This is a genomic window from Pelomonas sp. Root1444 (assembly GCF_001426885.1).
Lineage (GTDB): Bacteria > Pseudomonadota > Gammaproteobacteria > Burkholderiales > Burkholderiaceae_C > Pelomonas.
The window spans coordinates 42,555-61,854 of sequence record NZ_LMFP01000008.1 but is presented as its reverse complement, the minus strand read 5'-3'; the positions used below and the strand labels follow the sequence as shown (position 1 = coordinate 61,854).

The following is a 19,300-nucleotide window of genomic DNA, read 5'->3' as shown; positions in this document are numbered from 1 at the left end:
AGACCGGTCACCGCCGGACCACCGTCGAAACGAAGACACCGAAGCTCATGGTCACCCGTCGAGCCCCGCGCCGCCTGCAACTGGGGCCGGTGATCGGGCACACCGACGACACGTCCACCCGCATCTGGATCCAGGTCGGCGACGACCCGTCGCGCTATGCGCTGCGGGTTGAAGGCATCGGGCTGTTTCCGTTTCAGAGCACCGAGTTCGGCGCAGTCGAGTTCGGCACCGCGATCGCTTTCGTCACCGGCCTGCAGCCTGACATCGCCTACCGCTATCGCGTGACCCGCGCCGGCCGCTTCGTGCCGGGCGCGAGCGGCACCGTGCGCACCATGCCGCCGGCCGCTTCGATGACGAACCTCTTGTTCAGCGTGATCTCCTGCAATGGCGCCGAACAGCTCGGCGCCTGGGACCGCTTCGCCGACCACGTCGAGGATGCCAAGCCCTCGTTCGTCGTCATGATGGGCGACCAGGTCTACATGGACGAGGACGAGCCCGACATCTTCGAACGCCACTTCGGTTCCGACCCGGTGACGCGGCGCCGCGCGATGGCTGACAAGGTCCGCGCCAACTGGTCGCGCGAGCCGGTGCGCCGTGTGTTGGCGAATACCCCCTGCTACATGGTCTGGGATGACCACGACATCCGCGACGGCTGGGGATCGCTCGCGTCCGACAGTCCAACGATGGCGGCGCGCTTCAACCGCGGCGCGGCGATCTTCCGCAAGTCGACCGCGTTCTTCGAGGACGCACGCGACGTGTACTGGCATTTCCAGGGCTGCCGCAACCCGCTGCCAGGCGACCACCGCGACGCGTTCTTCCCGGCGCAACTCGACCCGGCCTTTCCGAACTACATCGCATCGCCGGTCCCGCACGGCCAGCGGCTGGGCATGCCGTACGTGTTCCGCTGCGGTCGCGTGCTGGTGCTGGTGCTGGACAGCCGGGGAGAGCGCGACGTGTTCCGACCCGCGAAAGAGAAGCCGATCCTCGGCCTGCGTCAATGGCAGTTCATCGACGCGGTGTTCGCGAACCTTCCGGACGACATCGACGCGCTCGCGATCGTGACGCCCACGCCGGTCGCGTCACAAGACCCGGACGGCCAGACCCAGCGCTTGATGGGCGAACGCACGGACGACGTTGAAGCGTTCAAGCGCGGCGACGAAGAGGCACTGTTCCACCCCGAGTCGAGCAGCTCCAAGGTCGAACTGGTGAAGGCGATCCTCAGCAGCAAGATCGCCAGCCGAACGGGTGTGCAACCCAACATCGGCGCATTCCAGGTCTCGAACCTGGACGAGGCGCGCGATCAGTGGTCGCATCGCTATGCGCGGCCCGAGCAGAAGGAGCTGATCCAGAAGGCCTTCGCGGCACGGAAGCTCAATCGCAACGCGGCGTCGATGCGCGCGCTGGTCTTCCTCTCGGGCGACATCCATATCGGCTGCATCTTCGACCTCAAGGCGCAGCTGCAGAACGCCAGCGCGGTGTCGCTGACGTCGTCCGGCATCAGCCAGATCGACGACACCCAGCCGCTGGTCGGCACCTTCATCGACGAGTCGTTCTCGGTGGCGCCCGGCATCACCTCGACCTTGCGCGACGTGGTCAACCAGTTCAACTTCGGCATCGTGCAGGTGCAGCCGACCGGGCACGGCGCGCAGATCAACGCGGTGCTCGCGCACGAGGGCAACGGTTTCGCATTCGGGCTGGATGTCAAAGATTTGATCTGAACCCTCGCCCTCAACGGGACCGGCCAGCAAGGCGCTCACGCAGACGTTGGCCGCATACCCCCACTCAGGCGGCAGGTAGCGTCAATCGCGCGATACAGCCCCGCGGCGCGGCGGGCAGGAGTTCGGCGCTGCCACCGTGGCGCTCGGCGATCTCGCGCACGATGGCCAGGCCCAGGCCGCAGCCTTCACCCGTCGTGGCGCCGCGCACGAAACGCTCGAAGGCGCGCTCGCGCAGGTCGGGCGCCAGGCCGGGGCCGTTGTCCTCCACGTCCATCCACACATCGTCGCCGGCGCGGCGCAGCCTCACGGTGAGGGTCGCGCCAGCGCCGGCATAGCGCACCGCGTTGTCGATGAGGTTGACCAGCGCCTCGCGCAACAGCAGCTCCACGCCCTGCACGCTCAAGCCTTCCTTGGCGATGTCCACGCCGAGGTCGCAGCCGGCGGCCAGCGCGCGTGGCACCCACTCGGCGGCCACCTCGCGCACCAGGCGGCCGCAGTCCACCGCCGCCCAGCCCTGCGCCGCCACCGCGTCCGGCTCGGCGCGGGCCAGCACCAGCAGCTGCGACACCAGGCGGGCGCTGCGCACGGCGCTCTCGTGCACGCGCACCAGGCGCTGGCGCAGTGCCGGGTCGGCAACGCCGTCCACGGCCGCCAGCGCCAGCTCGGTCTGGCTCTTCAGCCCGGCCAGCGGCGTGCGCAGCTGGTGGGCCGCGTCGCTGATGAAACGGCGCTGCGTGGCCAGGCTGTGCTGCACCTGGCCCAGCAGTTCGTTGACGGCACCGGCCAGTGCCCGCACCTCGGGCGGCGCGGCCTGCAGCTGCACGGGGTCCAGCGCGTCGGCGCGGCGGCCTTCCATCTGCTGCTGCAGTTCGGCCAGCGGCTTCAACCCGCGGCGGATGCCGGCCCACACGCCCATGCTCATGAGGGCGATCAGCAGCGACAGCGGCAGTGCCGTGTCCAGCAGCATGCGGCGCGCCAGCTGCTCGCGCGGCGCGCTGGAGCGGGCGACCTGCACGCGCAGGGCCGACTCGGCGGCGCCCGCGGCAGCCAACCGCAGGTCCAGCGAGACGACGCGCATCGGCTCGGGCACCGTCGCGTCGAAGAAGACCGGCTCGCCGGCCTCGCCTGCATGCGGCGGTGCCGGCATGCGCGCATCGCCCAGCAGCAGCTGCCCCGGCGGCGAGCTGACCATGTACATGACGCGGTCCTCGGGGTCCGCAGCCAGGATGTCCTGGGCCGAGCGCGGCAGGTCGACGAACAACCCGCTGGCGGTGGGCTTGATCTGGCGCGCCAGCGCGCGGGCCGCCTGCAGCAGGCTGGCGTCGACCAGCTCGTCGGCATGGCGGCTGGCCAGGCGGTAGGCGCCGAACGCCGCCACGCCCCACAGCACGGCCTGGGGCAGCAGCAGCCATAGCAGCAGTTGCCGGTGCAGCGAGCGGCCGGCCGCGTTCGTCACGCCGATGTGGCTTCCAGCAGGTAGCCCAGGCCGCGCACGGTGCGCACGGCCAGGCCCGAGCCTTCGAGCTTCTTGCGCAGGCGGTGGATGTAGACCTCGATGGAGCCGCCCGACGTGTCCTCGCTGCCCCAGGCCGCCACGATCTGCTGCTTGGTGACGACGCGGTCGCGCTCGGCCAGCAGCAGGTCCAGCAGCGTCCATTCGCGCGGGCTCAGCTCCAGCGGCTCGCCGCCGACGCTGGCGCGGCGCGCGGCGCGGTCCAGCGTCAGGCGGCGCAGTTGCTGGGTCTGCGACGCGGGGCGGCCGCGGCGCAGCAGCGCCTGCAGGCGCGCCTCGAGTTCGGGGAAGTCGAAGGGCTTGGTCAGGTAGTCGTCGGCACCGGCCTGCAGGCCGGCCACGCGGTGCTCCAGCGCATCCAGCGCGGTCAGCACGAGGATGGGCAGCGTGCGGCCGGCCTCGCGCACGCGCTTGAGCACGGTCAGGCCGTCCACCATGGGCAGGCCCAGGTCGAGGATGGCGATGTCGAAGTCCTGCTTGCGCAACAGGTACTCGGCCACGGCGCCGTTCTCGGCCCGTTCGACCTTGAACGAGGCGTTAAGCAGTTGCTGCTGCAGCGCATCGGCCAGCAGGGCGTCGTCTTCGGCGAGCAGCAGGTTCATGAGGCCAGCAATGTAGCCGGGCCGGCCCTCATGGTTAATACGATATTAAGTTTATTAATTGCCGGTAATGATGCCGGATGCTCCGCGCCTGCGTCCTTGCCCTGGGCTTGCTGCCCACTGCCGCCCTGGCGGCGCCGCAGGCGGACGTCGTGCATTGGTGGACGTCCCCCGGCGAGGCCGCCGCCATGCATGCGCTGGCTGACGCCTACCGCGCCGCGGGCGGCCGGTGGCGCGACCTGGCCGTCGTCGCCTCCGAGCAGGCGCGCGCCGTCGTGCTGGCGCGCATCCAGGCCGGCAACCCGCCGATGGCGGCGCAGTTCAACCCGTCGCAGCCTTTTCGACAGCTCGCGCGCGAGGGCCGGCTGAACGCGCTGGACGACGTCGCCGCGCAAGCGCGCTGGGCCGAGACGCTGCCCGCCACGCTGCTGGACGCCGTGCGCGTGGACGGCCACCTCTACGCCGCGCCGCTGAGCATCCACATGCCGGCCTGGCTGTGGAGCTCCAAGGCCGCGCTGGCCAAGGCCGGCGTGAAGCAGGAGCCACGCAGCATCGACGAGCTCTTCACTGCGCTCGACAGGCTGCAGGCCGCGGGGCTGATCCCGCTGGCCCATGGGGGCCAGCCCTGGCAGGACCTCAACCTCTTCGCCGCCATCCTCGCCAACCAGGGCGGGCGCGAGCTGTACCTGGCCGTGCTGCGCGACCGCGACGCCGCGGCGCTGCACGGCGACGCGCTACGCCAGGTGCTCGCCACCTACAAGAAGTTGCGCCGTTATGTCGACGCCGCCTCGCCGGGCCGCAGCTGGAACGACAGCACCGCGCTGCTCATCAGCGGGCGCGCCGGCCTGCAGTTCATGGGCGATTGGGTCAAGGGCGAGTTCACCGCCGCCGGCCAGCAGCCGGGCCGCGACTTCGGCTGCACGCCGGGCCTGTCGCCGCGCGCGCCCTACATCGTCGACGGCGACGTGCTGGTGTTCCCCAAGGACAAGGACGGCAGCGCACGCGCCGCGCAGCAGCTGCTCGCACGCGTGGCCACCGCGCCGGCCACGCAGCTGGCCTTCAGCGCGCGCAAGGGCTCGGTGCCGGCGCGCACCGACCTCGACACCCGCACGCTCGACGCCTGCGCCCAGCTCGGTGCCGCTGCGCTCCGCGATGCCGGCCGCCTGGTGGGCAACACCGAGATGCTGCTGGCGCCCGAGTCGCTGCGGGCGCTGGAACTTGCCGTCAGCGACTACTGGAACCGCGACATTCCCGTGCAGACGGCGCAGCAGGCGATCGCGCAGATCCTGCAGAACACAGACAACCCTCGGAGACCACCTTGACCCGCGTTCACATCCAGGACCTCAGCATCCGCTTCGGCACCCACGACGTCATCAAGGGCCTCGACCTCGACGTCCACAGCGGCGAGTTCCTCGTGCTGCTGGGGCCGTCGGGCTGCGGCAAGTCCACGCTGCTGCACACCATCGCGGGCCTGAACCCCGTCAGCGGCGGCAGCATCCACATCGGCGAGCAGGACATGACGCATGCCGAGCCCAGCCAGCGCGGCGTGGGCATGGTGTTCCAGAGCTATGCGCTGTACCCGACGATGACGGTGAAGGAGAACCTCGCCTTCCCGCTGAAGATGGCCAGGACGCCCAAGGCCGAGCTGGAAAAGCGCGTGGCGGCCGCGGCCGACATGCTGCAGCTGCAGCCGCTGCTGGAGCGCCGCCCGGGCCAGCTCTCCGGCGGCCAGCGCCAGCGCGTGGCCATCGGCCGCGCCGTCGTGCGCGAGGCCAAGGTGCTGCTGCTGGACGAGCCGCTGTCCAACCTCGACGCCAAGCTGCGCACCGACCTGCGCCGCGAGCTCAAGCTGCTGCACGCGCGGCTGGGCAACACGATGATCTACGTGACCCACGACCAGGTCGAGGCGATGACGCTGGCCACGCGCATCGTCGTCATGCACCAGGGCGTCATCCAGCAGATCGGCACGCCGGCCGAGGTCTACGAGAAGCCGCACAACCTGCGCGTGGCGGGCTTCGTCGGCTCGCCGGCCATCAACCGCATCGAGGGCCAGGTGGGCGAAGGCGGCCGCTTCGTGTCGCCGGGCCTGTCGCTGCCGCTGCCCGCCGCGCTGGCCACGCGCCCGCAGGGCGAGGTGCTGACGCTGGCGGTTCGACCGGAGAACGTGCGGCTGGGCGCCGACCAGCCCTTTGCGGCGGAAATCCAGCTCGTCGAACCGCTGGGCAACCAGCATGTCGTGTGGATGAACTGCGCCGGGACCACCGTCTCGGCCGTGCTGCCGGGCCAGCCGGAGGTGGCCGACGGCGCCAGCGTGAGCTTCGGCTTCGATGCCGCGAAGACGCTGTGGTTCGATGCGGCCGGGGAGCGCATCGACGTTTGAGCGGGCGGCCGCGCGCACGGCCCGCCGACGCCTTGGGGATGTTTTCGGCCGCCGGGCCTCGCTAGGCTGCCCGCGCCGCTCAACCGCGGCGTCAGCAGTACCGGAGTCCATGTCGTCGCCTGCCCGCTGTTCCTGCACGGCCGCCCTCGCGGCCCTTACCTGCTTCACCGCTGCCGCGCTGCCCGCGGGCTGGACGGCCGAGCCCGCCGACGGCAGCGGCGTCCACGTCTACCGCCACAGCCGCGGCAGCCAGCAGGCCGAGCTGCGCATCTACCCGGCCGAAGCCGGTGCCCAGCCGCTGATGGCGTGGTTCGAGGCGCGCCGGCTGGCACCGCTGCCCGGCTACCGCAGCAGCTTCAAGCCGGCGCGGCAGGCCAGCCCGATGCTGGTGCTGGCCAACGGCGAAGGCGTGGACGCGCGCGGCCGGGCCGTGCATCTGGTGCGCATGGCCTGCCAGCGCCCCCAGGGCGGGCTGGTGTTCGCCGAGGCGGTGCTGTCGGCGGACGCCGGCTACCTGAAGCAGGCGGTGCCCGAGATGGCCAGCGTCCTCGAGCCCGCCTGCGTCGGCCAGAGCGCCGCCGTTGCGCCGCCCGCGCCCACCGCGCACGCCAAGCCAGCCGCGCGCGCCGCCGACGACGCCCCCTATGCCCACGTGACGCCCAAGGGCCAGGGCCTGAAGACCGGCGAGATCGAGGCCGTGCTGCGCGAATGGCGCGACGAGCGGAGCGGCATGACCATGCAGGTCCGCACCTACTACCACCTGCTGCTGAAGGACGGCAGCTACCGCAAGGGCCTGCCCCCGGTGGCGCTGGAGGACTTCGACGCCGCCGCCGCACGGCGCGCCGAGGGCGACACCTGGGGTCGCTGGACGCGCGAACGTGGCCAGTACCACCTGGTGCGCACCGGCAGCCGCCACGTCAACAAGGTGAGTGCCGACACCGCCCGCCAGCCGGCGCGGCGCGACGAGAAGCTGGAAGGCACCTGGGCCGTGCACACGGCCTACTCCACCGCCTGGTCGGTGGCGCGCTCGCGGCGCGACATCCAGTTCGGCCACGACGGCCGCTTTGCGCGCAGCTCGGGCGGCGACGTCGTCGGCAGCATGGGCGCAGGCGCCGACGCGGTGGCGGGCAGCGTGACGCACGACGACGACAGCAGCGCGGCCACCATCGGCAGCAGCACCGCCGGTGGCGGCTCCTCGCGCCGCCGCGCCAGCACGCTGCCCGACCGCTCGGGCAGCTACCGCCTGGACGGCTACACGCTGGAGCTGCGCTACGACAGCGGGCGCGTGGAGCGCCTGCCGTTCGTGGCGACGACGGACCGCGACGCGCTCTACTTCGGCGGCGAGGAGTTGTCGCGAGTGAAGCCGGGCAAGCGCTGAACGCCCGGCCGTCTTAGGGGTGACGGCCGGCCGGGCCGGCTCCTAGGATCGGCCGCCGGTCCACCGGCTTGGAGAACCCCGATGCGCAGCCCCGTCCAACGTTCCCGCGCCAACGCGCGTGTCACCGCTTGCGCGTTCTGGCTCTGTGCCCTCGCGGCGGCCAGCCCGCCCGCCGCGGCCGCGGAACTGCAGGCCTATGCCGGCGCCGTGGGCGGCATCGCCTCGGGCACGGGCGGCATCTTCGCCTGCGCCACCAGCGGGCCCACCATCGGCCGCGGCTGGTTCGCCGGCGTCGCCATCCCCACCGAAGGCTTCGCGGCCTGCAGCCTGGGCGGCGGCATCGAGGACAAGACCGCCGCGTCCGGCCCGCTGGCCGCCCTGCAGAGCGTGAACGCGCCGGTCGGCGGCGGCAGCTTCGTCGGCGAGGCCCGCGCGCGGGCGGACTACGGCCGCCTGGGCGTGGCCGCCAGCGGTACGATGACCGGCGCGTCCACGTCGTTCACCTACCGCCAGACGGCCGGGTTCGCGCGCTTCCAGGACACGCTGACGCTCACGAACCCCGGTGTCGCCACCGGCACCGCCGGCTCGGTGGACTTCGCCTTCCTCATCGACGGCATGCTGAAGAGCCTGCCCAATGCGCCCTACTCGCAGCAGGGCGACATCGGCCTGGGCATACGCGTGGGCAACGGCGTGGGCAATGCCGCGTACGGGCCGTGGTTCTCGTTCATGGGCACGGTCGTCAACGACGGCACGCCCTACCTGCGCGGCGGCGGCACTGGCCTGCCCGGCGGCTTCGTGCTGGCACCGGGCAGCTTCCAGGGCTCGGCCGAGGTGCTCAGCACCGCCAACTTCGGCATCCGCTGGGGCGAGCCCTTCGAGGTGGAAGCGGCCCTGCTGACGTCGGTCTCGCCCTGCTGCTACGGCAGCTCGCTGACGTCGGAGTTCATGAGCAGCGCGCTGCTGACCGGCATCAGCGCGCGCGCCGGCGGCACGGCGATCACCGACTTCTCGGTGCTGTCCGCCTCCGGCACGGCCTACGGCCCCGGCGGGCTGCTGCCGGTGCCCGAGCCGGCCAGCGTGGTGCTGTGGGCCGGCGGGCTGCTGGCGCTCGCGGCGCGGCGGCGCATCAGCCGCGCGGCGGGGGTCAGTTCGGCGTCAAAGGCCTGACCCCGTACTGCTCCAACAAGTCCCGCACCGCGCGGGCGCGGAGCTGCTCCAGCTCGCCGCTGGCCGCCATGCCGCGCAGCACCTCCTCGACGCGCGGCACCAGGTCCTGGTGCTTCACGTGCAGGAAGTGGTACAGCGCCACGCGCTGCAGCGGGGGGTCCAGAGGGCGCACCTCGCTTTCCAGCCCCAGTTGTTGAAGCACGAGTGCCCCGCTGAGGCGGTCATTCACCGCCACGTCGACACGCTCGGCGGCGACCATGCGCATGAGCGCTTCCATGGAGGCCACCGCCGTCACCCGGCGCATCCCGCGCGTGCCGGCTTCGGACGAGCCGACGCCCCGCACGATCCCGACCCGATAGGGCGCGACGGAGGGCCAGCCTTGCACCTTGAAATCCAGCCGCTTGACGAAGGCGGACGGCTCGATGAAGTTGATGGACGGCCTGAGCGCGATCAACGTCGGGTACTGGGTTTCGACGAGCAGGATGCGCTGCACTTCGCCGTCGACCCGCCCCTCGCTGGACTCCAGCAGCGAGCGCAGTGCCGGCACGGGGACGAATTGCACCTGGATGCCCAGCCGGGCATAGGCCACCTTGAGGATCTCGCCGCCGATGCGTTGGTCGGGCACGCCTTCAAGCCGGGCCAGGCGCAGCGTCAGCGGCGCCGTGTCGGGCGAGGATGAGCCGTATGCGCTGCCACCGAACATGACGGCAGCCAGGGCCCCGCAAAGCATTCGGATCGGCTGACTGACGGCGGCCATGACGCGCTCCTCACAGGAACGGTGGGAATGACGACTCCAGCCCATCGTACGCGCCGTCGCGGCACAACGGCAGGGGTGCGCCAGGGCCCGGGAACGCCGATCTGGCATTCTTGGCGCCGATCAACAGCGAAGGGGCGGCATGGAGCGGCGTGACTTCATCCAGATGGCGGTGGCGGCGTGCGCCCACACGGCCGCGCCGTCGCGCGCCGCGGCGCCTGACCCGCAGCAGGCCAGCGTTGCGCAGTTGTGCAGCCAGATCGCCGATGGATCGCTGGACGCGGCGACGCTCACCGCCGCCTGCCTGGATCGCATCAAGGCGATCGACCAGGCCGGCCCCATGCTGCGCGCCGTGCTCACGGTCAACCCGGAGGCCGGCGCCATCGCGGCGGCGCTGGACGGCAAGCGGCGCCGCGGCGAACCGCTGGGCCCGCTGCACGGCATCCCTGTCGTGCTGAAGGACAACATCGCCACGGGCGACACCATGCCGACGACCGTCGGGTCGCTGGCGCTGGACGGCGTGCGTTGCAGCCGCGACGCCGCGCTGGTGCAGCGCCTGCGCGCCGCGGGCGCGGTCATCCTGGGCAAGAGCAACCTCAGCGAATGGTGCAACGCCCGCTCGTTCAACTCGATCGCCGGCTGGAGCGGCAAGGGCGGGCTGACGCGCAACCCGCATGCGCTGGACCGTGTCTGCGGCGGTTCAAGCTCGGGCTCAGCCGCCGCGGTCGCGGCCGGCCTGGTGCCGCTGGCGATCGGCACCGAGACCGACGGCTCCATCGTCTGCCCCGCATCGATCTGCGGCCTGGTCGGCGTCAAGCCGACGGTGGGCTGGTCCAGCCTGGCCGGCGTGCTGACGATCAGCGATGCGCAGGACGCAGCCGGCCCGCTGGCCCGCTCGGTGCACGACGCCGCCCTGCTGCTGGACGCGATGGCCAGCGCCCCCGAGGCACGGCCGGTGGCGGCGCAGCTTCGCAGCGGCTCGCTGCGCGGCAAGCGGCTGGGCGTCGCCACCGAGTACCTCGTGCGCGACGCCGCCACGCGCGCCGTGTTCGCCCAGGCGCTGGAAGTGCTGCGGTCGCGCGGTGCGACGCTGGTGGAGGTGCGCATCCCCAACCGCGACCGCTACGGCGACAGCGGCATGCAGCTGATGGTGCATGGCCTGAAGGCCAACCTCGCGGCCTGGCTGGCCGAGTACCCCGTCGAGCCGCCCATCCGCAACCTCGCCGACGTGATCGCCTTCAACAAGGCCCACGCCGCGCGCGAGATGGCGCATTTCGGGCAGGAAGTGCTGGAGGCGATCGAATCGCGCGCGCTGATGTCCGCCGACGCGGTGCAGCGGGCACGCGCCACGCTGCGGCGCTATGCGGCCACCGAAGGCATGGATGCCGTCCTGCAGAAGGAAAGGCTGGACGCGCTGGTCGGCACCACCAGCATCCCCGGCTGGCCCAGCGACCCGGCGCGCCGGCAGCGGCCGGACAACGGCTTCACGTCGCCGGCGGCGGCGGCCGGCTACCCGCATGTGACGGTGCCGGCCGGCCATGTGGGGCTGTTGCCGGTGGGCCTGTCGTTCGTCGGCACGGCCTGGAGCGAGGCCGAGCTGATGGCGATGGCCTACGACTTCGAGCAGGCCACGCAAGCCCGGCGGGCGCCGCGCTTCGCGCCGGCGCAAGCCGCCTGATCAGTTCTCCTTGTAGATCCGCACCCAGTCCACCAGCATCCGCGCGGGCAGCGGCGTGGTCGCGTCCGGCGCGCCGGGCCAATCGCCGCCAACGGCGAGGTTCAGGATGACGAAGAAGGGCTTCTCGAAGGCCCAGGTGCCGCCGGCCGGCAGCTGGGCCGGCGTGAGGCGGTGGTACTCGACGCCGTCGACCTGCCAGATGATCTCGCCCGGCCGCTTGATGATGGTGTAGGTGTGGAAGTCGTTGGCCACCGGCACGCCGAAATCGCGCGGCTTGCCGATGCCCTGGGCGCCCGAGTAGCCGGGGCCGTGCAGCGTGCCGTAGGTGACGTTGGGCGTCTTGCCGATGAACTCCATGATGTCGATCTCGCCCGACGCCGGCCATGGGTTGGTGGCGATGTCGGCACCCAGGCTCCAGAACGCCGGCCAGATGCCCTGCCCCGACGGCAGCTTCATGCGCGCCTCGACCTTGCCGTAGGTGAAGCTCACCTTGCCGCTGGTCTGGATGCGGGCCGAGGTGTAGTCACAGGGCTTGCCGTTCCAGCAGGGGCCGGGGTTGGTGGCCTTCTCGGCGGTGATGACCAGCATGCCGGCGCCGTCATGCTGCGCGTTGCGCGCGTTGGCGGTGTAGTACTGGAACTCGTGGTTGCCCCAGCCGTCCTTCTCGGCGTTGCCGAGGTCGTAGTTCCAGTGGGCGGCCTTGGGCACGGTGCCGGCGGCGCCGTCGAACTCGTCGCTCCAGACCAGGCTCCAGCTGTTGGACGGCGCCGGCGCCGGGGCGGGCGCGGCCGTGGCGGAACTGCCACCGCCGCCGCAGGCAGTCAGTACGGCGGCGGCGACGGGCAGGACGATGCGCCAGGGGTTGGCGGCGCGGGTGGTGCGGGGCATGTGGGGTCTCCGGTGTCGTTGTGTTGTCAGGGCGCTCAACGGCGCCAGTCTTGCAGAAACTGCCGATACCACTCGGCGCTGGCCTTGGGCGTGCGCGCCTGGGTGGCGTAGTCGACATGCACGATGCCGAAGCGCTTCAGGTAGCCGCTGGCCCATTCGAAGTTGTCCATCAGGCTCCACACCATGTAGCCGGCCATCGGCACGCCCTGCTGCATGGCGTTGGCGACGGCGGCGATGTGGTCGCGCAGGTAGGCGGTGCGGTCGTCGTCCTGCACGCGGCCGTTGGCGACGGCGTCGTCCTTGAAGGCGCCGCCGTTCTCGGTCACGTAGACGGGCGGCAGGTCGGGGTAGTCGCGGTGCAGCAGCACGAGCAGGTCGGTCAGGCCCTGGGGGTAGATTTCCCAGCCCATGTCGGAGACCGGCAGGCCACGCTCGCCGGCCTTCCAGTCCTCGCCGCTGGCGGAGAGGACGCTGCGGGTGTAGTAGTTGACGCCGAGGTAGTCCATCGGCTGGGCGATGGCCGCCATGTCGCCGGGCTGCACGACCGGTGCGTCGGCGCCGAGTTCGGCCAGCACGTCGTCGGGGTAGTGCCCCTTGAAAAGCGGGTCGGTGTACCAGCGGCGGCCGCGCGAGTCGGCCAGCCGGGCGGCGGCGATGTCCGCGGGCATGGCGGTGGCGGGCATGCAGGACGACAGATTGAGCACGATGCCGAGGAGGCTCCTGGCCCCATCGGCACGCAGCGCCTGCAAGGCCAGGCCGTGGCTGAGCAGCAGGTGGTGCGACACCTGCGCCGCGATCCGGCGGCTCTTGATGCCCGGTGCGAAATTACCCTGCTCATGGCCCAGCACGGCGACCACCCAGGGCTCGTTGTGCGTGGTGAGGCCGTCCAGCCGGTCGCCGATGCGGGCCTGCACGTGGCGGGCGTAGTCGACGAAGCGGTGCACCGTGTCGCGGTCGTTCCAGCCGCCACGGTCCTGCAGGCCTTGCGGCAGGTCCCAGTGGTTCAGCGTCGCGAAGGCCTGGATGCCGCGTCGCTTCAGGCCGTCCACCAGGCGCTCGTAGAAGTCCAGGCCCTTGGGATTGAAGTCGCCATGGCCCAGCGGCTGCACGCGCGGCCAGGCGATGGAGAAGCGGTAGCAGTTGACGCCCAGCGCGGCGATCAGGTCGAGGTCTTCGTCGAGGCGGTGGTAGTGGTCGCAGGCCACGTCGCCGTTGCTGGCGTCGGCAATGGCGCCAGGCTGTTGGCAGAAGCGGTCCCAGATGGATTCGCCCTTGCCGTCTTCATGGGCGGCGCCTTCGATCTGGAAGCTGCTGGTGGCGACGCCCCAGACGAAGTCGGGCGGGAACTGACGATGCAGAGGATTCATGGACTGTTCTTATTTGACGGCGCCGGCGGTCAGGCCCGCGATCAGTTGGCGGGAAGAGATGACGAAGAGGACGATCAGCGGCAGCGTGGCGATGGCCGAGCCGGCCATCAGCGCGCCCCACTCGGTGCTGGTGGTGCTGAAGAGGCTGCGCAGCGCCAGCGGCAGCGTGTAGTTGTCGGCGCTGCGCAGCACGATCAGCGGGTTCATGAAGTTGTTCCACGAACTGATGAAGGTGATGAGCCCCAGCGTGCCCAGCGCCGGCTTCATCAGTGGCAGCGCGATGCGCCAGTAGATGCCCAGCTCGCTGGCGCCGTCGATGCGCGCGGCGCTGAGCAGTTCCCTGGGCACCGTGCTGGCCGCGAACTGGCGCATCAGGAAGATGCCGAAGGCGCTGGCCGCGCCGGGCAGGTACAGCGCGCGGTGGGTGTCGATCCAGCCCAGCGCGTCCATCACCATGAAGGTGGGGATCATGTTCATGAAGGCCGGCACCATCATGGTGGCCATGACGAGCGCGAACAGCAGCTTCTTGAAGCGGAACTCCAGCATCGCGAACGCGTAGCCGGCCATGGAGCAGAACAGCAGCGTCAGCGCGGTGGACATCAGGCCGACGTAGAGGCTCCAGCCGACGTTCTTCCAGAACGGCAACCGCGTCGTCAGCACCTTGATGTTGTTGAGCAGTTCGTCGCTGAAGAACAGCGGCGGCGGCACGTTGAAGATGTCGGTGCGCGACTGCGTCGCGAACACGAACATGAAATAGAACGGCGCCAGCATGATCAGCGCGCCGACGCCGACCAGGGCATAGGCCGCGAGCTTGGGCATTGCCTTCATGCCTGCACCCGCCTCTCTGCGAAGGCCTTGTTGGTCAGCCAGGTCAGCGCGGCGATGACGCCGAACATGATCCAGGCCAGCGCGCTGGCGCCGCCGAAGTCGCTGAAGTCGAAGGCCAGGCGGTACAGGTACATGCCGACCGTCATCGCGGCCTGGTCGGCGCCGCCCTTGCCGTTGGTCAGGATGAAGGGCTCCTCGAACAGCTGCAGCCCGCCGATGACGGAGAGCGTCACGCCGAACAGGATCATGGGCTTGAGGCCGGGCAGCGTGATGCGCAGGAACTGCTGCCAGGGGCCGGCGCCGTCGAGCTTGGCGGCCTGGTAGAGGTCGTGCGGGATGGTCTGCAGCGCGGCGAGGTACAGCACCAGGTTGAAGCCGACGTAGCGCCAGAACACGACGATGGCGACGGCCGGCTTGATGGCGTCGGGCGAGCGCATCCAGTTGATGTGCTCGGTGCCGAACAGGGCGTGCAGCGCCTGGTTGACGAGGCCGTAGTCGGTCGAGAACAGCGAGCCGAACAGCATCGCGATGGCGACCGTGGACGTGATGTAGGGCAGGAAGTAGGCGCCCGAGAACAGCCCGCGCCAGCGGCCGAAGCCCTGGTGCAGGAACACCGCCAGCGGCAGCGCGACGAGGTGCTGCGGCACGCCGGACGCGACCGCCAGCCACAGCGTGTTGCGCAGCGACTTCCAGAACCAGCCGTCGGTCAGCGCGAAGACGAAGTTATCGAGGCCGACGAACTTCATCGAGTCCAGCCCGCTGGTGGGCTCCCAGGACTGGAAGGCCAGCCACAACGAGAACAGCAGCGGGAACAGGCTGAAGACCGCGAACAGGACCAGGAAGGGGCTGACCAGCAGGTACGGCGCCCAGCGGGCGGGGATGCGAAGGCTCATCAGCGGTTTGCCCTGTGAAGCAGCAGCGCCTGTGCGTCTTCCAGCGCCTGGGCAATGGGCTTGCCGTACTCCAGCACGTTGTCGAGTTCGGCGTTGACGACCTCCTCGGCGAACTTGTGCTGCCTGTGCATCCTGACGACGGGGATGCGCCGCGCGGCGTCGCGCCACAGCTGGCGCGCCTTCTGGCCGCCGAGGAAAGGCACGGGCTGGTCGAAGAAGGCGTCCTCCTGCGCGGCCAGCAGCGCGGGGAAGGCGTCCTGCGAGCGGAAGGCGTCGAGCTGGCGCTGGCTGTCCAGCGTCAGCTCCTGGATCAATTGCCAAGCGAGTTGCTTCTTCCGCGGGTCGGACCGGCGCGGGATGGCGTAGTAGGTGCCGCCGTAGGCGCAGTAGGTGTGCTCGGGCAGCTGCGCCACGCGCCACTTGCCCGCGGTGCCGGGCGCCACCCAGTTGGCCATCTGGCCGGCCATCCAGCCGCCCGACATCTCGGTGGCGAGGCGGCCGCGCTTGAGCATCTCCGCCCAGTCGTTGAACCAGACCTCGACGCGGGCGTCCAGGCCCTGGCGGCGCACCTGCTGCGCCAGCTCGAAGGCGCGCACGAAGCTGGGCTGGGTCACGCGCGGGCGCTGCCGGCTGTCGAAGTACTGGCCCTCGCCGGTCGGGATGCCCGCTCGCACGACGATGTCCTTCAGCAGCCGCACGTCGCCGATCAGGTAGGCGCCGGTCCGGGCCTTGAGCTGGGCGCCGGCTTCGACATAGGCCTCCCAGGATGCCGTCAGGTCCGCCTCCCTAAGCCCGGCTTGAGCCAGCAGGTCGGCGCGGTAGAACAGCGAACCGGGGCCAATGTCGCCCGGCATGGCGACGATGGCGCCCTCGCGGTTGCGCGCGGTCTCGAAGGCGAAGCGGACGAAGCTGTCCTTGAAGCGCTCCGCTCCGAAGGCCGGGGCCGACAGGTTCTCCAGGCCGGCGCCCAGTGCGAAGCGGCCGAGGTAGCTGGACTCCAGCGCGATGACGTCGGGCAGGTGGCCCGAGGTCGACAGCGCGGTCGTCATGGCTGTGTGATGGTCGTCGTACTGGCGGCTGATGACCTGGGCCCGGATCTCGGGGTGGCGCTGGCTCCAGCCCTTGAGAACGTCCTTGGCGATGACGTCGACGAGCGGGAAGGCCGCAACGGTCAGCGGCGACGCTGGCGCAGCGCGCGCCGGCGCAGCGGCGCCGCCGACCGCTCCAACGAAGGCGGCGGCCAGCAGACGACGGCGGGGAATGACGTGGGCGGAGGACATGGGGCATGAAAGCGCTTTCATAATTGTGCGTGGCCCGTTGCGCATTGCTCAGCAGCACAAACCCTAGGGAACCGGCGGTAACGGTGGCAGGCGCGGCAATGGCTGCGCGACAGCTGGGGTGCCTGGCAGGCACGCGGCTTGCACTTACCCACCGCTCCGGGTTCAGGGCGGCACTGCGTCGTGCCAGCTTTACCGGAGTCCGGCGAGATCGCCGGCAAATTTTTCCGTTGCGCCCTCCGGACGCTGCGACGCTGGAGGTCAGTTTGCAAGATGCCGTTCTCGCGCCCCGGGCTTTGAGCCCCGGTTCGCACCTCGTCCAGTTCTACGAGGACGACGCGTTCATCGTGGAGGAGGTGGCGGAGTTTCTGGACGGCGCCTTGCGCTCCGCAGACGCCGCCATCCTGATCGCCACCCCCGAGCATCGGGCCGCCATCGGGCGCCGGCTGCAGGGCTTCGGCGGCGCCCAAAGTGCGCAGCCTTGGTATCCGGGGGAGCTGATCGCGCTGGACGCGCGCGAAACCCTGGCCCAGTTCATGGTCGGCGGCCGTCCGGACGAAGCCCTCTTCCAGGCGGCGGTCGGCGCCGTCGTCGCCCGCGCCACCCACAGGGGCACGCGCGCCGTGCGCGCCTTCGGCGAAATGGTCGCGCTGCTGTGTGCGGACGGTCAGCCCGAGGCGGCCCACCAGCTGGAGGAGTTCTGGAACCGGCTGGCCCAGCGGCACACGTTCACGCTGCTGTGCGCCTACCCGATGGCGCTGTTCGCGAGCAGCGAGCAGGCCGAGTCGTTCCGGCACGTGTGCGCGCTGCACACGGGGGTGCAGCCGGCCGAGAGCTTCGCCTTCCCGGCCGGCTCGGCGGACGTCGGCACGACCGTCGCCAAGCTGCAGCAGCAGGCCGCCGCCCTGCAAAGCGAGGTGGCCCGGCGCCTGGAGGCGGAGCGCACGCTGCGCCGGCGCGAGAAGGAGCTGTCCGATTTCCTCGACAACGCGGCCGAGGGCCTGCACCGCGTCGGCGCGGACGGCATCATCCTGTGGGCCAACCAGGCCGAGCTCGACATGCTGGGCTACGCCGCCGGGGACTACATCGGCCGCCACATCGCCGAGTTCTATGTGGACCAGCAGTTGATCACGAGCATCCTGCACAAGCTCGCGACCGGCCAGACGCTGCGCGACCAACCCGCGACGCTGCGCTGCCGGGACGGCGGCCGCAAGCATGTGCAGATCACCTCGAACGCCTACTTCGAGAACGGCCGCCTCGTCTACACCCGCTGCTTCACCCGCGACGTCACCGACCGGTCGCTGCGGGAGCACACCGAACGCGAGCGCAACAACCTGCTGATGCGTGCGCCGGTGGCGGCGGCGCTGCTGACCGGGCCGGACCTCGTCTTCCGGCTCGCGAACTCGCTGTACTGCGAGATGGTGGGCCGGACGGACCTGGTGGGCAAGGCGCACCGCCTGGTGCTGCCGGAGCTGGCGGGCACCGCACTGCCGAAGATGCTCGAGCGGGTGTTCGAGACGGGGCAGCCCGTGGTCGTCGACGAGCTCAGCGTGCGGCCACACCTGGCCGCCGCCGACGCGACGGCGGAGCGCTTCTTCAAGTTCAACGTGGAGCCGCTGCGGGCGCCGGACGGCGCGGCCTACGGCGTGATGGTGCTCGCAGTGGACGTGACGGCGCTGGTGCATGGGCGGCGCGTGCTCGAGGCCTCGAATGCCGAACGGTCCCGGCTGCTCGATGAGCTGCAGGCCGCCAGCCAGGCCAAGGACGAGTTCCTCGCCATGCTGGGGCACGAGCTGCGCAACCCGCTGTCGCCCATCGTCACGGCGCTGGAGCTGATGAAGATGCGCGGCGACCTGCAGAGCGCCAAGGAGCAGGCCATCATCCAGCGCCAGGTCGACCACCTGATCCGCCTCGTCGACGACCTGCTCGACGTGTCGCGCATCACGCGCGGCAAGGTGGAGCTGCGCACCGAGTCGGTCGAGATCGCCCAGGTGCTCGCCAAATCCGTCGAGATGGCCAGCATGCTGTTCGAGCAGCGCCGCCACCGGCTGTCCATCGACGTGCCGCCGACCGGCATGCTGTGGCGCGGCGACCCCACGCGCCTCGCCCAGGTGGTGTCCAACCTGCTGACCAACGCGGTGCGCTACACCGACCCGGGCGGGCATGTGCGGCTGCGCGCCTGGCGCGACGGCGAAGACATCGCCATCTCCGTGGCCGACAACGGCAAGGGCCTGGCGCCGGCCATGCTGCCCCGCGTGTTCGAGCTGTTCTTCCAGGGGCACCAGGGCATGGACCGCGCCGAGGGCGGTCTCGGCATCGGCCTGGCATTGGTCAAGAACCTGGTGGAGCTGCACGGCGGCACGGTCGAGGCGCGCAGCGACGGCCCCGGGTGCGGCAGCGAGTTCATCGTCAGGCTGCCGACCCAGCGCCCGGACACTGGCAGCGACGCGGCGCCCGCCAGCGACGCGACCCCGAACGACCACGATGGCCAGCGCCGCATCCTGGTCGTGGACGACAACGCCGACGCGGGCGAGCTGCTGGGCATGCTGCTGCGCGCCAACGGCCACAGCGTGCTGCTCGCGCACGACCCCTTGGAGGCGCTGCGCGTGGCGCAGGCCTTCCATCCGCAGGTCGCGCTGCTGGACATCGGCCTGCCGGTGATGGACGGCTACGAACTGGCGGCGCAACTGCGCGGCGTGTTGAAGACACCTTGCGGCTTCATCGCACTGACCGGCTATGGGCAGGACGCCGACCGCCGGCGCAGCGAGGCCAGTGGTTTCGACGGCCATCTGGTCAAGCCCGTCGACATCGATCTGCTTCTCGCCACGTTGAACCGCATCCCCGCGACGCCCCCTTGAAA

The 19,300-nt window shown here is 70.8% G+C and carries 15 protein-coding genes; 7 read left to right on the top strand and 8 right to left on the bottom strand.

Going from position 1 to position 19,300, the window contains the following annotated elements:
- Positions 1–89 precede the first annotated feature (89 nt).
- Entirely contained in the window at positions 90–1,718 is a 1,629-nt protein-coding gene (locus tag ASD35_RS10030; RefSeq protein WP_056874794.1) for an alkaline phosphatase D family protein, read from the top strand.
- A 64-nt stretch (positions 1,719–1,782) separates the two neighbouring features.
- On the opposite strand, the gene ASD35_RS10025 is transcribed toward ASD35_RS10030, so the two are convergent.
- Positions 1,783–3,174 (bottom strand): sensor histidine kinase, encoded by a 1,392-nt coding sequence (locus ASD35_RS10025; RefSeq protein WP_056874793.1) that lies wholly within the window; start codon positions 3,172–3,174, stop codon positions 1,783–1,785.
- The gene (locus ASD35_RS10020) at positions 3,171–3,833 is read right to left on the bottom strand and encodes a response regulator transcription factor (RefSeq protein ID WP_056874792.1); all 663 of its coding nucleotides are present in this window, start codon (positions 3,831–3,833) and stop codon (positions 3,171–3,173) included. Before ASD35_RS10020 ends, ASD35_RS10025 begins: the two co-directional genes overlap by 4 nt.
- Positions 3,834–3,910: 77 nt before the next feature.
- Here ASD35_RS10020 and ASD35_RS10015 point away from each other — a divergent pair, with 77 nt between their 5' ends.
- The 4 genes from ASD35_RS10015 (at position 3,911) to ASD35_RS10000 (ending at position 8,755) form a co-directional block, all read left to right on the top strand.
- Entirely contained in the window at positions 3,911–5,152 is a 1,242-nt protein-coding gene (locus tag ASD35_RS10015; RefSeq protein WP_056874791.1) for an ABC transporter substrate-binding protein, read from the top strand.
- Complete coding sequence (locus tag ASD35_RS10010) at positions 5,149–6,210, top strand: ABC transporter ATP-binding protein (RefSeq protein WP_056874790.1); 1,062 nt, start codon at positions 5,149–5,151, stop codon at positions 6,208–6,210. Before ASD35_RS10015 ends, ASD35_RS10010 begins: the two co-directional genes overlap by 4 nt.
- A gap of 109 nt (positions 6,211–6,319) precedes the next feature.
- A complete protein-coding gene (locus ASD35_RS10005; RefSeq protein ID WP_056874789.1) occupies positions 6,320–7,588 on the top strand; it encodes a hypothetical protein in 1,269 nt (422 codons plus the stop codon).
- An 81-nt stretch (positions 7,589–7,669) separates the two neighbouring features.
- Positions 7,670–8,755 carry a hypothetical protein gene (locus ASD35_RS10000; RefSeq protein ID WP_056874788.1) on the top strand — a complete coding sequence of 362 codons (1,086 nt, stop codon included), beginning with the start codon at positions 7,670–7,672 and terminating at the stop codon, positions 8,753–8,755.
- Here the strand turns inward: ASD35_RS10000 and ASD35_RS09995 are convergent.
- A complete protein-coding gene (locus ASD35_RS09995) occupies positions 8,733–9,512 on the bottom strand; it encodes an ABC transporter substrate-binding protein (protein WP_200956031.1) in 780 nt (259 codons plus the stop codon). The genes ASD35_RS10000 and ASD35_RS09995 overlap by 23 nt on opposite strands.
- Positions 9,513–9,651: 139 nt before the next feature.
- On the opposite strand from ASD35_RS09995, the gene ASD35_RS09990 reads away from it, so the two are divergent.
- Positions 9,652–11,187 carry an amidase gene (locus ASD35_RS09990; protein WP_056874786.1) on the top strand — a complete coding sequence of 512 codons (1,536 nt, stop codon included), beginning with the start codon at positions 9,652–9,654 and terminating at the stop codon, positions 11,185–11,187.
- Here the strand turns inward: ASD35_RS09990 and ASD35_RS09985 are convergent, their stop codons facing one another.
- Genes ASD35_RS09985 through ASD35_RS09965 form a run of 5 tightly spaced genes read right to left on the bottom strand, consistent with a single transcriptional unit; the run spans position 11,188 to position 16,443 of the window.
- Positions 11,188–12,075, bottom strand: a complete 888-nt coding sequence (locus tag ASD35_RS09985) for a family 16 glycosylhydrolase (RefSeq protein ID WP_056874785.1) — start codon at positions 12,073–12,075, stop codon at positions 11,188–11,190. It lies immediately after the preceding gene.
- 35 nt (positions 12,076–12,110) lie between these two features.
- Positions 12,111–13,442 (bottom strand): GH1 family beta-glucosidase, encoded by a 1,332-nt coding sequence (locus ASD35_RS09980; protein ID WP_056874784.1) that lies wholly within the window; start codon positions 13,440–13,442, stop codon positions 12,111–12,113.
- 9 nt (positions 13,443–13,451) lie between these two features.
- The gene (locus ASD35_RS09975; RefSeq protein WP_056874783.1) at positions 13,452–14,270 is read right to left on the bottom strand and encodes a carbohydrate ABC transporter permease; all 819 of its coding nucleotides are present in this window, start codon (positions 14,268–14,270) and stop codon (positions 13,452–13,454) included.
- Positions 14,267–15,163 (bottom strand): carbohydrate ABC transporter permease, encoded by an 897-nt coding sequence (locus tag ASD35_RS09970; protein ID WP_056874782.1) that lies wholly within the window; start codon positions 15,161–15,163, stop codon positions 14,267–14,269. The genes ASD35_RS09975 and ASD35_RS09970 overlap by 4 nt, the downstream gene beginning before the upstream one ends.
- Positions 15,163–16,443 carry an ABC transporter substrate-binding protein gene (locus ASD35_RS09965; RefSeq protein WP_157275480.1) on the bottom strand — a complete coding sequence of 427 codons (1,281 nt, stop codon included), beginning with the start codon at positions 16,441–16,443 and terminating at the stop codon, positions 15,163–15,165. Before ASD35_RS09965 ends, ASD35_RS09970 begins: the two co-directional genes overlap by 1 nt.
- Positions 16,444–16,706: 263 nt before the next feature.
- Between ASD35_RS09965 and ASD35_RS09960 the strand changes: the two genes are divergently transcribed.
- Complete coding sequence (locus ASD35_RS09960; protein WP_235538305.1) at positions 16,707–19,298, top strand: ATP-binding protein; 2,592 nt, start codon at positions 16,707–16,709, stop codon at positions 19,296–19,298.
- Positions 19,299–19,300 lie beyond the last annotated feature (2 nt).